The organism is Actinokineospora auranticolor (assembly GCF_041897805.1).
GTDB classification, from domain to species: Bacteria; Actinomycetota; Actinomycetes; order Mycobacteriales; family Pseudonocardiaceae; genus Actinokineospora; species Actinokineospora auranticolor.
Genome location: NZ_CP154825.1, coordinates 2,527,343 through 2,540,700, shown reverse-complemented (window position 1 = coordinate 2,540,700; position 13,358 = coordinate 2,527,343). Strand labels below are relative to the sequence as shown.

General features: G+C 67.3%; 17 protein-coding genes. 6 read left to right on the top strand and 11 right to left on the bottom strand.

Features of this window, described 5'->3' with window-relative positions; all coding sequences use genetic code 11:
• Window positions 1–5 precede the first annotated feature (5 nt).
• From V5P93_RS11670 to V5P93_RS11640, 7 genes are all read right to left on the bottom strand, one after another.
• Window positions 6–926 carry a DUF2797 domain-containing protein gene (locus V5P93_RS11670; protein WP_104482835.1) on the bottom strand — a complete coding sequence of 307 codons (921 nt, stop codon included), beginning with the start codon at window positions 924–926 and terminating at the stop codon, window positions 6–8.
• Window positions 927–938: 12 nt separating this feature from the next.
• Window positions 939–1,634 (bottom strand): AAA family ATPase, encoded by a 696-nt coding sequence (locus tag V5P93_RS11665; protein ID WP_104482834.1) that lies wholly within the window; start codon window positions 1,632–1,634, stop codon window positions 939–941.
• Window positions 1,635–1,653: 19 nt separating this feature from the next.
• Window positions 1,654–2,685 carry a hypothetical protein gene (locus tag V5P93_RS11660; RefSeq protein ID WP_104482833.1) on the bottom strand — a complete coding sequence of 344 codons (1,032 nt, stop codon included), beginning with the start codon at window positions 2,683–2,685 and terminating at the stop codon, window positions 1,654–1,656.
• On the bottom strand, window positions 2,682–3,494 hold the full coding sequence (locus V5P93_RS11655) for a hypothetical protein (protein WP_104482832.1): 813 nt from the start codon (window positions 3,492–3,494) through the stop codon (window positions 2,682–2,684). The genes V5P93_RS11660 and V5P93_RS11655 overlap by 4 nt, the downstream gene beginning before the upstream one ends.
• Entirely contained in the window at window positions 3,494–4,108 is a 615-nt protein-coding gene (gene folE, locus V5P93_RS11650) for a GTP cyclohydrolase I (protein ID WP_104482831.1), read from the bottom strand. The genes V5P93_RS11655 and folE overlap by 1 nt, the downstream gene beginning before the upstream one ends.
• A 90-nt stretch (window positions 4,109–4,198) precedes the next feature.
• Window positions 4,199–4,903 carry a 7-carboxy-7-deazaguanine synthase QueE gene (locus V5P93_RS11645; protein WP_374065872.1) on the bottom strand — a complete coding sequence of 235 codons (705 nt, stop codon included), beginning with the start codon at window positions 4,901–4,903 and terminating at the stop codon, window positions 4,199–4,201.
• A complete protein-coding gene (locus tag V5P93_RS11640; protein ID WP_104482830.1) occupies window positions 4,900–5,565 on the bottom strand; it encodes a 6-carboxytetrahydropterin synthase in 666 nt (221 codons plus the stop codon). Before V5P93_RS11640 ends, V5P93_RS11645 begins: the two co-directional genes overlap by 4 nt.
• A gap of 237 nt (window positions 5,566–5,802) precedes the next feature.
• Here V5P93_RS11640 and V5P93_RS11635 point away from each other — a divergent pair, with 237 nt between their 5' ends.
• Complete coding sequence (locus V5P93_RS11635) at window positions 5,803–6,336, top strand: GntR family transcriptional regulator (RefSeq protein WP_104482829.1); 534 nt, start codon at window positions 5,803–5,805, stop codon at window positions 6,334–6,336.
• 27 nt (window positions 6,337–6,363) lie between these two features.
• Window positions 6,364–7,113 carry a GntR family transcriptional regulator gene (locus tag V5P93_RS11630; protein ID WP_104482828.1) on the top strand — a complete coding sequence of 250 codons (750 nt, stop codon included), beginning with the start codon at window positions 6,364–6,366 and terminating at the stop codon, window positions 7,111–7,113.
• A gap of 21 nt (window positions 7,114–7,134) precedes the next feature.
• Here V5P93_RS11630 and V5P93_RS11625 read toward each other — a convergent pair whose 3' ends face one another.
• Window positions 7,135–8,475, bottom strand: coding sequence for a helix-turn-helix transcriptional regulator (locus V5P93_RS11625; protein WP_104482827.1), 1,341 nt, complete (start codon window positions 8,473–8,475; stop codon window positions 7,135–7,137).
• 301 nt (window positions 8,476–8,776) lie between these two features.
• On the opposite strand from V5P93_RS11625, the gene V5P93_RS11620 reads away from it, so the two are divergent.
• On the top strand, window positions 8,777–9,118 hold the full coding sequence (locus tag V5P93_RS11620) for a hypothetical protein (protein WP_146108340.1): 342 nt from the start codon (window positions 8,777–8,779) through the stop codon (window positions 9,116–9,118).
• A gap of 79 nt (window positions 9,119–9,197) precedes the next feature.
• Window positions 9,198–9,494 carry a hypothetical protein gene (locus tag V5P93_RS11615; protein ID WP_146108339.1) on the top strand — a complete coding sequence of 99 codons (297 nt, stop codon included), beginning with the start codon at window positions 9,198–9,200 and terminating at the stop codon, window positions 9,492–9,494.
• 412 nt (window positions 9,495–9,906) lie between these two features.
• Here the strand turns inward: V5P93_RS11615 and V5P93_RS11610 are convergent, their stop codons facing one another.
• Both V5P93_RS11610 and V5P93_RS11605 read right to left on the bottom strand, forming a co-directional pair.
• Window positions 9,907–10,458 (bottom strand): DUF6461 domain-containing protein, encoded by a 552-nt coding sequence (locus V5P93_RS11610; protein WP_104482824.1) that lies wholly within the window; start codon window positions 10,456–10,458, stop codon window positions 9,907–9,909.
• Entirely contained in the window at window positions 10,455–11,030 is a 576-nt protein-coding gene (locus V5P93_RS11605) for a NucA/NucB deoxyribonuclease domain-containing protein (RefSeq protein WP_146108338.1), read from the bottom strand. The genes V5P93_RS11610 and V5P93_RS11605 overlap by 4 nt, the downstream gene beginning before the upstream one ends.
• 248 nt (window positions 11,031–11,278) lie before the next feature.
• Here V5P93_RS11605 and V5P93_RS11600 point away from each other — a divergent pair, with 248 nt between their 5' ends.
• Window positions 11,279–11,602: a hypothetical protein gene (locus tag V5P93_RS11600; protein ID WP_146108337.1), complete on the top strand. Its 324-nt coding sequence runs from the start codon at window positions 11,279–11,281 to the stop codon at window positions 11,600–11,602.
• Window positions 11,599–11,925, top strand: coding sequence for a hypothetical protein (locus tag V5P93_RS11595; RefSeq protein WP_104482821.1), 327 nt, complete (start codon window positions 11,599–11,601; stop codon window positions 11,923–11,925). Before V5P93_RS11600 ends, V5P93_RS11595 begins: the two co-directional genes overlap by 4 nt.
• A 300-nt stretch (window positions 11,926–12,225) precedes the next feature.
• Here the strand turns inward: V5P93_RS11595 and V5P93_RS11590 are convergent, their stop codons facing one another.
• Window positions 12,226–12,975: a hypothetical protein gene (locus V5P93_RS11590; RefSeq protein ID WP_374065866.1), complete on the bottom strand. Its 750-nt coding sequence runs from the start codon at window positions 12,973–12,975 to the stop codon at window positions 12,226–12,228.
• Between the last annotated feature and the right edge of the window lie 383 nt (window positions 12,976–13,358).

Sequence of the window (13,358 nt, the reverse complement as noted above, 5' to 3'; positions counted from 1 at the left end):
GGTGGTCAGAACAAGGAGCTTTGGACAGCGGCGCCCGGCGAGGTGAAGGGGCCAAGGGCGATGCGACGGCCCTTGAGCGTGCCGAGATCGAGCACGTAGTCGGTCTCGTCGTCGCCGGTCAACGTGGTGAGTACCTGGGTGCCGACGCAGGAGGTCACGGTGAAGCCGTGTTCGCCGTCCTGTAGGTCGTGCGGGTACAACGCTCGGGCTCGACCGGCGACGCGCAGTCGCGCGCCTTCAGCAGGAGGGGCCCACTTCTCCAGGACCGTTTGGTTGCCGGTCGCGGTGAGGGCGTCGGCGGCGCGGGTGACGTGCTGGTCGTGGGCCGCGCCCGCGGCGGCCAGGTTGGTGAGGTTGGCCAGGGCTTTGAGTTTGGTGGTGGCCCGGACGGTTTGGGGCATCCGGAGGTCGCGGGTGATGGCGTCTTCGAGGAAGCGCACGGTGCGGCCGTCGGGGGTGGTGGTGAGGTAGGTGGCGAACAGGGCTCCCTGTTCGTTGAGGCGGGAGTGCTTGCGTGGTTCAGCCGCGGTGCCGACCTTGGTGGCTCCGTCGGCGAAGGTGGCCAGGTAGAGCCAGTGCGGCTGGTCCATGTACCGGCGCAGAGCGTCGGGGACGTTGCCGTCGCGGTGGTACTGGTGGGCGAATCGGAACTCGTCCTGGCCGAGGCATCGCGGGCATTGGTCGTTCTGCCCGGCCTGCGCGCGGTCGGGGCAGGCGAGGGCTTCCACGCGCACGGTGTCGACGAACCGGTACCGGCCGGTGCACCACCTGCCGGTACCGGACGCGAAGCCGAGTCGTTGGTTCATGATCTCGGCGTAGACCAGTGGCCCGTCGGGTAGCGGGGCGAGGAGCAGTCGGGGGTCTCCGGTCGCCCAGGTGATGCCGTGGCACACGTACTCGCCGTCGGTCGGTCGGGTCACTGGCATGGACGGAATCCTTCAGAGGGAGAGCTGGAGGCGGTCGGTCAGGGCCTGGGCGGCGGTGTCGAAGACCGCGTCGCGGTCCATGTCGGTAACGTCCATCGACAGCCAGCCGCCGCGGTCGGCGTGCTCGCGCAGCGTCGCCAGGACAGTGTCCTGGTACCGGATGAAGTCCTCGTCGCCGCCACCGGAGTGGCCGGTCTCCAGGGAGCTGAACTCGCCCTTGCGGGCCAGCGCGGTGTGGGCGTCGATGTGCAGGAAGAACATCAGGTCGGGCTCGGTGAGGTGAGCGAAGACCCGCTCGGCCAGCTCGGTGTCGACGTCGGGGTTGACCGCGTAGCGGGCGAGGATCTTGTGGTGGGCGTTGTCGAGGATGACGTGGGTGCCCGCGGCGAGCGCGGGTTGGATGACGAGCTTGTCCTGCAGGGTGTACCAGGCGGCCAGTGCGAGTAGCCAGTAGTGGTCGCCGCACTCCTGGGCGATGCGGGCGTCGCGGCGGTATACCAACGTGTTGAGCTGGTCGACGTACGCGGCCAGCTCCAGGTCGGCGGGCACGTCGGTGGTGTGTTTGCCGACCAGGATGGTCTTGTGGCCCGCGTCGTTGAGGGCCTGGTGCAGGCGGGTGGCGAGGGTGGACTTGCCCGCGCCGTCGATGCCGACGATCGTGATCTCGCGCCCGCGGGTCGGGGCGTCGGGCGGTGCCGTGTCCGGCATGGGTGTTCCTCCGTGGGGTTCAGGTCAGGCGGGCGGTGATGATGTCGCGGATCTGGGTGATCAGGGCGGCGCGGCGCTGGAGCACGTCGTGATTGCGCTCGTTGGACAGGTCGGCGGGGTAGTGCCGGGCGAGGTTGTTGGAGATGACGTGCAGGTAGCCGAACCCGATGTCCGCGTCGCGGGCTGCCGCGCCCATGGGGCCGATCTCCGGGTCGACGAAAGCGTGGTCGGCGTGCTCGGCCAGCCAGGCGCGGTTCTCCAGCAGGATCGACGGCGAGGTGACGTGGATGCCGGTGTGCACGCCCGGCTGGGAGACGGCGAAGTCGGCGAAGAAGTCGTTCCAGGTGACCGGGGCGCCGTCGATCAAGCTGGTGTTGCCGGTGGCGAGCAGGGTGTTGGGCTCGATCGCCGGGTTCAGCGCGCCGACCTTGCCGACGTAGACGACGTCGCCGGCGCCGAGTCTGGCCAGGCGGGTGACGACTCGTCCGGCGACGTCGCCCCAGATGCTGTGCTGGTAGCCGAGGAAGACCACGTCGCGGCCGTGGATGCGGGTGCGTTGCCAGGCGTAGCCGTGTCCGCGGTTCCACACGCCGTCCGGCGGGACGAGGTGGGCCAGGCCCCAGCCGACCACCACGAGATCGCCGTTGAGGTCGAGTTCGAGCCGTCTCACCGCGTCGGTGGATACTGCGGGAGTGGGCGGCTCGTAGCTGACGATGCTCGCGTCCTTGCCGACCATCTCCAGGTAGGTGGCGATGATCAGGCCGTAGTGGTGGACGTAGTCGACGCCGGGGAACGCCTTGACGATCAGATCGCGGCCGTGGGCGTCGGCGGTGGGGCGCTCGATGTTGAACAGCTTGCCGGTCTTCTCGTGGGCGGAGATCACCGCGCCGCGGTCGTAGCCGCCGACGACGTGGATGCTGTCCCAGTCGTGGTCCTGGATCAGGTGGTGGGCCTTGATCTGGAGGTAGCGCAGCAGGCGGTCCGGGGGCATCGTGTGCCCGTTCACTTCGATGGGGTCCGCGCGCAGCGCGGACCCGGCCAGCAGGCTCATCGGATGGCCTCCGGGATGCGCACGGTGCTGCCCGCGGCCTCACGGACCACGTCGATGTTGCGGCGGATCAGGCCGAACCGTTCCTCGGGGATGAGGCCAAGGTTCTCGATCCGCGGCGTCGGTCGCTTCTCATACGGTCCGTCGGGCAGCATGGGAATGCCCATCGCGCCGAGGATGACCGGCGCGGCACCGTCGACCGAGGCGATCCACTCGTGCTCGCGCTGCTCGGCCAGCTCCAGGTGCCCGGTGCGGCCGAGTCCGAGCAGTCGGTACGTGATCCGGTCCTCGACGAGGCCGTGGTTCTCCAGGAAGCGGGTCGCCGTCCACCGGGTCCGACACAACAGCTCGTCGGACGCGGGCTTGCGGGACGCGGGTAACGCGATGGCGCCGACGTAGGCGCTGGAGGCAAAGTAGTCGTAGGTGCGCAGCCATTCCTTGTCGGTCGCCGCGTGCAGCACCACGCACAACCGGAACTCGTCGCTGAGGTCTTGGATCTCGCGGGCGGCCTCGTCGCTGGCCTGGATGGTCGCCGGTCCGTCGCCCATCACGTCCGGCAGGATGATCTCCTTGGCGTTCACCGCGCGAGCCGCGGCGACCAAGTCCTCGGCGGGCAGCGCCTCGCCTAGGTCGAACACGCCGTTGTCGATGATGATCTCGGCACCGCGTCCGGCCTCACGGTGGAAGAAGTCCCGGTACAACGGGTCGTTCAGAACATGCTGCGCGGCAACGTGGTGAACGCGAGCGGGAGCTTGGGCGACGAACGCGTCCAAATAGTCGGGCGGGGCGATCACCGAGAACTCAATGGCCATCAGAGGTTCCTCCGATCAGTGGCGATGGCGAGGAACTGTTGGGAGAGAACCGGATCGGCTCCAAACCGGCCGCGGGTATCCACTGTGGTCGTGCGTGCCGCCTCCATGCGGACACCCCGCGCGCTCATGCACAGGTGTGTACCGTGGACCGCGACCGCGACGTTGCTGCCACCGATCGCGAGGGCGATCTCGTCGGCGACCTGCCGAGTGAAGCGCTCCTGCACCTGGAGACGACCGGCATACCGCTGCGCGACTCGCCCGAACTTCGACAGGCCGATCACCTGCCCGTCCGGCACGTAGCCCGCGGTGACGTTCAGGTTCATGGGCAGAAGGTGATGCTCGCACAACGACCACACACTGACGCCCCCGACGACAACCAACTGATCACTGAGGTACTGCTCGGTGAAACAGGTCGGCACCGCCGCGTCCGCGGAAAAGAACTCTCCCCACCAGGCGGCGACCCGGGCCGGAGTGTCCGCCAAGCCCTCACGGGCGGGGTCCTCGCCGATCACGACCAAGAGCTGGCCGACGAGATCGGCGACGCGGTCGCTGTCGACTCGTCCGGGCGGGGCCTGGCTCCCGTTGAGCACCGTGCTGTCAAGGACGTCGGTCATGGCGAATGCCTCGCTTCCTGTCAAGAGCGTGCGTCATCGCGAATCGTCGAAATGTGTTGCTGACGTGCAGAACCGTGCGATCAGCTCGGGTCAGCGAGCGCCGGTCAGGATGTGCAGGCGCGTGGAGACGTTCCAGCCGCGGTCGATCGCGGGGCCGTAGAGCGAGTCCATACCAGCGAGAACCGCTTCCCGGGTCGTTCCCTCGGGCATCGCCCATACCGGGGTCAGGCCGTACTCCTCGACCAGTTCGGCGATCTCGTCCAGGTCGTTCGCGGGGTCGGAGACGACGAACTTGAACACCGCACGGCCCGTGGCGGACAAGGCCGCGAGCGCCTGCGGCTTGATCCGGGCGGGATAGTCCATGCCGGAGTTGGCGAGCTTCGGGCTCACCACCCAGAGATCTACCCGGTCGGCCAACTCCGGGATCGGCTCCATCGTGCCGTTGGTCTCGATCTGCACCCGCACGCCCGGCAGGTCGCGGGCAAGCGTGCCAATCGCGAGCTGCTGCAACATCGGCTCGCCGCCGGTGATCACCACCAGGTCGACAGCGCGTTCACGCACCCAGGACACCAAATCCGCGATCGGAACCCTCCTGCTGACCTCGGAGGAGTTGTACCGGCTCCAGTCCCACGTCTCCGGGGTGTCGCAGAACCCGCACCGCAGGTTGCAGCGCGAGAGCCGGAGGAACACACAGCGCTGTCCCATCCACGGGCCCTCACCCTGGAACGACTCGAACTTCTCCGCGAGGATCGCCGTGCTCTCGGCTCGGCCAACCGGAATCACCAAAGCGCTCACAGCGTGTCGCCTCGTTCCCACCGCTCGGTCGCCGTCGCCGAGGCGATCTGTACGGATACCAGGCGCCCCTGGATCATCGGCTCCACGTTGGTGGCAAACCAGTGGGCCAGAGCCGCGGCGGAGGACACCGTGTCGGCCTTGCGCAGGTACGTCGAGAACGGCTTCAGGTCGCCGAAATCGGTGACGAACCCGAACTCGTCGAACTCGTCGGCTCCCAGGATCAGCGTGATCTCACCCTGGCCGTAGTCGAAGGTCTTCGAGATGGTGATCCCGTTGGTCGCGCCATCCCAGCGTGCCGAGGTGGAAGGCGTCTCCGACACCGCCATCGCCACCAGGGTGATGGGCGAGCCTGTCTCAACGTTGGTCCGAACCCACTCGACGAGGTGATTGACGAGCAGTTCGCTTGTCGGGTGGAAGGTGACCTGGTCGTTGATCAGGCGGTGGTCGAAGGTCGACGCCAGGTAATCCGCCAGCGGGGACCAGTCGATCGGGCCGTCGCCGTCCATGCGCGCGGTGGCGGTGACCGTGTAGTTGTGGCCGTGGTTGCGCTGGCACTTGTGGCCTTCGGGCAGCAGCCGCAGCTCGTGGCTGGCGCTGAAGCCGAACGTTCGCGTGATGGTGACCTGCCCTGTCGCCGGTAACGCGTCGTGGGTGGTCTGCATGTGCCCCTCCGGTCTCGGACCTGCGAATGGCCGCCCTGACGTGCCAGCGGCGGTAGTGGGGTTCTCGGCCTCCGATGCGGCCGGTGACGAGCTGTAGCGATCTAGCTACAGCCAACCTTACTGCGATATCCGAAAGGTGGCAAGATTCCGTCCGGGGCGAAGGTGGCCTTGCTGCCCTACGACTAAGGTCAATGGGTGTAGGCACCCGGCGACCCGCGAGATCCAAGGAGGTGAGCGATGGCCGATGCCCGCCTGTGGACGAGCGTGTCGATGCCGTACGTGAGCGGCCACCGCAGTGATGCGTGGGCCGTGGAGGCTGCGGAGCATGGCGGTTCCGGCACGCAGAAGTTGCTGGGTGTCGAGGAGGTGCCCGCGCCGGAGATGGTGGCCGACATGCTCGGCGTCGAGCCGGGCGAGGCGGTGGTCCTCCGTCGCCGGGTGATGTTGTTCAACGACCACCCGGTCGAGCTGACCGACTCCTACTACCCCGCGGCCATCGCCCGCGGAACCAAACTGGCTGAACCACGCAAGATCCGCGGCGGAGCCGTCGCCCTCCTGGCCGACCTCGGCCACCCGCCGCGGCGCCTTCGCGAGGACGTCAGCGCGCGCCTGGCCACACCGGACGAGCAGGACGCCCTGCGACTGGATGCCGCGGCCTGCGTGCTGCTGCTCGCCCGGGTGCTGCTGACCGATGAGGACCGGCCTGTCGAGGCGAGTGTGATGACGATGGTCGCCGACGGGCGGCGGTTGCGCTACGAGCTGACCCCATGACCGTGACGACGCCCCCGGGAGCCGGTCGTGCCCCGCGCCCGTGACCCACGGCCGCGCCACCAGCAGATCGCCGCGGAGATCCGCGACCTGATCATGCGCGGCGAGCTAACGCCCGGCGAGCGCCTGCCGTCCACCGCGCAGCTCGTCGAACGATACGGCGCGGCCAACGCCACCATCCAGCACGCGCTCAAGGCGTTGAAGGACGAGGGGTTCCTCGACAGCCACGTCGGCAAGGGAGTCTTCGTCCGCGACCGCCGACCTTTCGTGATCGACGCCGCAGCCTACATCGTGCCGGAGCCGGGCCGGTTCCGCTACCGGCTGCTCTCGGTCGACAGCGTCGTCCCGCCCCGAGACGTCATCGAGAGCCTTCGACTGGCGCCCCAGGCCGCCGCCGTGGTCCGCGCCAGACTCCTCCTGCACGACGGGCACCCCGTGGAGCTGTCCTTCTCGTACTACCCGGCCGACATCGCCGCGGGCACAAGCCTGGCGGGCACGACGAAGATCCGCGGCGGCGCTCCCCGAGCACTGGCAGACCTTGGTTATCCCCAGCAGCACTTCGTCGACCGCATCTCGGCCCGTCCTCCCACTACCGAGGAGATCGAGACGCTTGACCTGCCTGACGGCACTCCGGTGATCCGGCAGTTGCGCGTCATCTACAGTTACAACGACCACCCGGTCGAGGCATCCGTCTTGATCAAAGGCGCGCACCTCTACGAGCTGCTATACCGCCAAGACACGGCAAACGAGCCGTCCAACGCACTGCCAGCGTCCACGTAGAACCATTCGGTGGGTTGCGCGTCATCCAGCCTGACTGCGGAGAGTTCGTCGCACGCGATGAGCCAGCTCGCGCACCTCCGGGACGGTGCGGTGTCCGCGGGCGGCCTCGGCCAGCCGGTTGAGCGCGTCGTTGACCCGGTCGGAGCGGACGGTGCCGACGGCGTCGAGTGCGTCGTTGCCGAGGACGACGGCTTCGCGCGGGTCGTCGCAGGCCATCACCAAGGCGGCGAGGTTGGCCTTCGCCAACGCCTTGCCGCGGGAGTGGCCATCGGGGAAGCGGGTGATGGCTGCTTCGAGTCGCTGGCGTGCTTGTTCGTGGCCGCCACCGTTGAGTGCGAGGAAGAACAAGGCCCGCCCGGCGTCGCGGTCGAGGTGCGCCTGGCCGTAGTGCGCCAGCCAGGTGGGTTCGTTGTCGGGTGTGGATGTGGCGAACAGGTCCTCCGCCTTGGCCACTGCGGTGCGGCAGTCTGCGGCGCGGGATGCGCCGACCAGGCCCAGCGCGCGGGCGTGACGGGTGTGGATCATCGCGCCGACTTTGGGACTGAGTCGGTCAGCCCGGACCAAGGCTTCCTCGGCGAAGCTCAAGGCGTCGTCTTTGCGGTCCAAGTGAACCGAGAGGTTAGCCAGGCCGGAGAGTGCCTTGGCTTTCATGGCCCAGTCGCCGGACTTGATGGCGCAACCGACACTGAACCGGAAGGCACGCTCGGCCTGTGAGTGTTCTCCGGCGTCGAAGCACACCCCCGCCGCGGTATCGGCGAGTTCGGCAACTGCGGAGAACCAGTTGTCGCGCACACGAGAACCGGCGAACGGGCTGTCGATGAGTTCCGCGGTCGCGCCAAGCTGCGCGATGACCGCGCGGGAGGAGAGTTGTCCTCCGTACTGATGGTCCTGGCTGGCGAACATGCGAGCGAGTTCGCGTACCTGGTCGACGTCGGCCTGGCCGATCTGCCGTCCGCTACCGGCTTGGGCTCGGGCCGCGAACTCGCCGAGAGGGTCGGCGAAGGTCAGGCCAGCCACTGATCCGGCCAGCACCCGGAGGAACGCCTGCCGCTCCACGTCGTCCCCTCCTTCACGGTAGCGAGGGCTTGTCCTCTCCACGGTAACCGCACGGGCACGGGTGCTGTAGAAGCCGAGATCACGGTCCGCGCCGGTCTCCAGGACCTCGCGGAAGGCCGCCCGATAGGTCTTGTTGGGCCAGCGGTGGATGCCGCGTTCGAGCTTGCTGACGTAGTCGGCGTCCATCGCGCCCGGCTTGCCCGTTGCCGCCTGGACTTGGGCGTTCGTGCGCTCGGCCAGTTGCTCCTGGGTCAGGTCGGCGGCCTCCCGCGCCGCACGCAACCGGTCGTTCGGGGTGGTCGTCACCGGTCCTCGATCCGTGTTCGCCGCTGTGCCCAGTGTAACCGGCGGCAGGACGCTGACCTGGTGATCTTGTCCAATCCTCCGGGTAATCCTCCGGGTGGACGGCGGCCGAATGGCCGGGCCCGCCTGCGGCCCTGACCTGCCCCTTCGGCTCTGTTCCGCTGCTCATGATCCAGAGCGAAGCTCGGTTCATGGCACCCCGCGCCGGATGACGCGCTGGTAGGACCCCCGACCCCGCCGGCGCCGCGTGTCTCCGGCGTGGGGTGTCACCCACCGGAGCCAGTGGACGCGGAGCACCAGCATCGTGAACAAGCACATCACCCCAGAGGATGCTCTGCGCCGTTTTCCCGAACTTGTCCATCTCCTGTCCATCCGCCAAGCCGGATGGAACTTCCACCTGTTGCACGAGAACGACGACCTGGCGGCGGTAGCCGCCAGCTACAGCCAAAAACAATTCACCGACGCCATTTTCGTCTTCGACCGCACGCACATCCTCGCCAACCGACTCCTGGATGACGGAATCGTCTGGATGAAGGAAGGAACCGACATCCAGGAGGTCATCCAAGACCTCCTGGACCTGCCGGCCCCGGGGGAGCCAGGCGCGCCGTCGTTGGTGATCCGCTCCAGCGCGTTGTGGTTGCCCTGATGCGCGCGGGAGCGACCACCGGGGGGCATGGACGGTGATGGCCGCGGCTGGCGAACGCACGAGCGGAAGGGCGGGCTCGGTGCCTGCTGAAGACGACATTCCCGAGAACCCGTGGCGAAACGGTCAGGTGCTGCTGCATGGCCTGACGGTGATCTACCGAGGGTTGGAGATGTACTTGGAGAACATCGTCGACGTGCACCAAGGCGTGGCTCAACCGCTGCCCGCGCGGGTGGTGGCCAGCCTCGGTACCTCCATGGTCGAGGTCGGCAACGCCCTCGCCGGACGAGTGATCAAGAGCCTGCCCGACGACCTGCTCTCGCCGCCCTTCACCGCCGAGGGGGCTAGCGATGGCGAGCGACCAGGCGATTCACTGTGAGCACGAGCACCGACGTGCGGCTCGCCCAGAGCGACTTGTGAACCGACGAGTTCAGCCCTATGCCTAGGCACACCCTGGAAGCCAGGATGGTGTCGGTTGCCGAGCTGGTCAAGCGGGAAACCGCTGCGGGCAGAGCGCTGCGCCTGCACTGGCGCGAGAGTGATGTCGGAGTCGACGGTTTGGTCGACCCAGCCCACGGCGGGGACTGGCCGACTGCTCTCTTGCCGCGAGTCACGCCGGAGCTGGCCCCATCGACCGCCGCAGTCGAGGACAGCGCAAAGGGCCTCCACTCACCACCGGCTCGGCGCTCTTGGCACACCGCCTTACCCTCTAGCGATCCGTCCAATCCGATGTGGGTACAGGATGACCTGGGCGTGTTGGAACGGGTGCTGCACGGCCTGCAGCGGTTGGCTCAGACCGGAAGCCGGTAGGTGGGCACCGGGGCGGTGAGCCACGAGTCGTCGAAGGCCAGCCCGGTCACGCGTTCGACGGCGGCGAGGCTGGCGGACTTGAGGTGGTCGAGGGGGAAGTCCTCGGGTTCGCACCAGCCGGGGAGCATGTCGTTGGCGCCCGCGGGCTGGCCGATGAAGGTGGGATCGAAGCGGGCGGTGAGCTGCCCGTCCCGTGCCTGGACGATCTGGTGGTCGCCGTTGGCGCTCCAGTAGACCGACAGGAATACCCCGCTCGGGCGAGACAACGTTCGGGCAACCTCTGGGGCGTTGCCGACCCAGCCGTTGGGCTCGATGGCCAGTAGGTGCTGCCCGCGGCGGGTGAGCTGGAGCAGGCCGTAGTCGTCGAAGTGCTCGTTGCGCTGCTCCAGCGCGGCCTCGAAGGTCAGGTCGGTGGGCTGGGCGTCGTCGCGGACGCCGTAGGCGGCGAGCACCTCCTGCTCGGTCCGGCCGGTGGTCACGGCCAGGGTCCAGGCCAGGTCGAAGGCGGTGTCCGCCCACGCGTAGCGGGTCACAGCGCACATTGTTCCACCTGCACGTCAGCAACGTCCGCCCCGGCAAACCCGGCCGTGGCAACCTGGGCCGGGCTGGCGATCACCACCAGAAAACTGTCCCCCTGGCCCACCTTGGCCTTGGCGTACCCGGCGCTGATCGCCCCACCCTGGCAACGTTGCTCACGCAGCGGAACCTCCTCCGTCCGCGCTCCGGAACCGCCCTCGTCCGTGGTCGCGAAGCTGTACTCGTCGCAACTGCCCCCGTTCTTCGGCACGAACTTGCCGCACGCTGCGGCCCGGTTGGCGGCCTGCTTGGCGGAGTTGCGGGTCAGGATCGACGGCTGCCCCTCACCCCAGGCCAGGTGGATGTTGCGGGCGATGAAGGGCATCTTGGCCGCGTCGATCACCACCACCTTCGCGTCACCGCACCGCCGCGTGGTCAACGCCACCAGAACGGTGCACTGCCGAGCCTTGGTCTCCCCGTCACCACCAACCAGGAGTTGATGGCCCTCGTCCTCGATCAACACCGGGTCCCGGCTCTCGAAGACACCGGTCACGGTGTCGATCACCGCGGCCGGACCGACATAGGCCACGACCCCAGCGAGAGCCAGAACAGGGAGGAGCAAGCGGGATTTGGTGCGGGGCATCGGTTTCCTTCGCGCTGACAGCCTGTCGTCATACGGACACGGACAGGTGTAGCAAGATCACTAACGCGATGACACGGAGCTTTGGGCGGAGGTTTCCCCTCGATCAACGCCACCACGCGACCCCGCCAGGGGGACCGGCCATCGATCAACGTCCACATCGAACATATGTGCGATCGGATGGTATGTTGCCGGACATGACGCCACCCTCCACGCCTCCCCCGCCGGACGGTGCGCTGCGGTACCGGATCGACCGCACGGGAGCGGTGATCGCCATCCTTCCCACCAGATGCAAGAGCGGACGACACCCACTCGTCCCCGGCATCACCACCGTGATCGCCGCGGGCGACGAACTCCGGGTCGACTGCCCGACCTGCGCGACAACAGCACGCGACACCGGCTGGCGCTTGACCGGCGATCGACCCTATCCGGACCGCGTCGAGTTGGACGAGCGGTTCTACGGCCACAGCCCCTTCCGCCACCCCACGATGACGAAGCGGCGGGAACCGGGCGAGCCATGATCATCAGCCCGTACACCTCCTGGGACGGCGACGCCCTACACGGACACAACCGCGTCCTCACCCCGGCCTGGATCCGACTCGACACCCTCTTCCCCCGCCCGGACGGACTCCCACGCCGGGTCATCGAGACCGGCCTGGACCTCACCGGCGCGGTCCCCGCCCGCCTGCACGGCCGCTTCCCCAGCGCCGACGGGAATTGGTGCGGCGTCGTCGACTACGAGATCAACTACGCCGACGGCCGACGCGACCAACTCCACCTCAAGGACCAGCTCGTGCCCTTCACCGCCCTCCGTCCGCAGGACCAGGAAGGGCGCCGTCGGTAAGCGCCAGCGTGACGTCTCCACCCCAGGAGCCCACTGCGGCCACCCGGTGCGCCAGGCACCCCAGGAAGTCGCGGAAGCTACGGCAGCCGTAATTGCGCTCATCGAACGCCGGGCCCAAGGAGATCAAGCAGTTTCTGACTTGGTCGAGGACCGTCAGGGCGTCGAAGGGGACGTTGACGAAGGACAGTTCCGTCTGAGCTGGGGCTGCAATCTGACACTTCATCGCCTCGCCCACGTCCCCTCACAACACTTCGCTTGTGCGGACGTCTCCGGTGTGGCATGGAGCGAGGTCCGCACCGGTCAATACTCAGGCAGCCTTCTCGTCGCCTTATCGAGGTCACTAATCAATCCGGGAAGCGCTTCTACGCTGGCCGCAAGTAGAGTAGCCGCTCGGTTTATGTTTTGATGTTCAAGCATCTCGGCCGCGAGCGCGAGTCGTCTTATCGACTGATGATCCACACCCTGGTTCGCACCCAAAGTACGGAGCACATCCCTAAGCTCGTCGACGGTGCGTTCGGTAACCTCGCCGGTGCGCTCCAAACGATCTGTGATGGCTTCCAGGCGGTCCAGAGGCGGAGAGAACATGCGGGTCAGTACATCCAGCAACTTCTCTGCGTCGTCGATGCGGAGCTTAGCCAGCGGAGGCCCGGCGACACCCTCTCGCTTGATCTTCCACTCTTTAAGCAAATCTGGGGGAAAGTCGGTAGCTCCTGTCTTCTTGTCATCGACATCCGCGTGATGCGGTGTGCACAACAGCAGAAGATTCTTAAAGGAGTCACGTTCCTCTGGCGACATGGTTTTAACATGACGCGGGGCGTCGGGCTTGACACCATAGATATGCGAGATCTGGACGTTCTTGCGATAAACCCCGGGGCGGGTTTCCACCACGACAGGTGCAGTGCAGTGAGGCTCGTAGCAGCGTCCGTTGCTCAGCGTCCATAGCGCAGCCTCGATCGCAGCCTGGATCTTCTGTCGAGTGCCAGCTCCAGCTGGGGGAACCTTGGGTGGAGTCACCGCCACAGCTTGCCGCAACCATACGACAATCCCCACCTGACGTAACCTGACCCGCGCCACTACCAGTACTTGCAGGAACGTCGTCCAGCTCACAGGTCGGCCTCAACGAACAGGAGCTGCGCGAAGTAGTGGCAGCTGGGTATCCTTGCCACACCATGGAGCGCCGGTTGCGCAGGTCCGGCTCTCCCACGTCCAAGCCCAGGACTTCCTCGGCGCTGGCGTCTGCCTCAACATCCACTCTCGTAGCAGCAGATGCGGCCGGCCGGACGACGGAGCCAGAACGATCATCGTCCGCCCACCCGGATCGCGCCCTGCTTGCCCCGACGCATGTTGTTCAGCAGACGACGGCCTTCTTGCTCGGTTAATCGACATGTTCTGACAGGCTCGGCCACCGACCCGATCTCATGCGCGAGGGCATG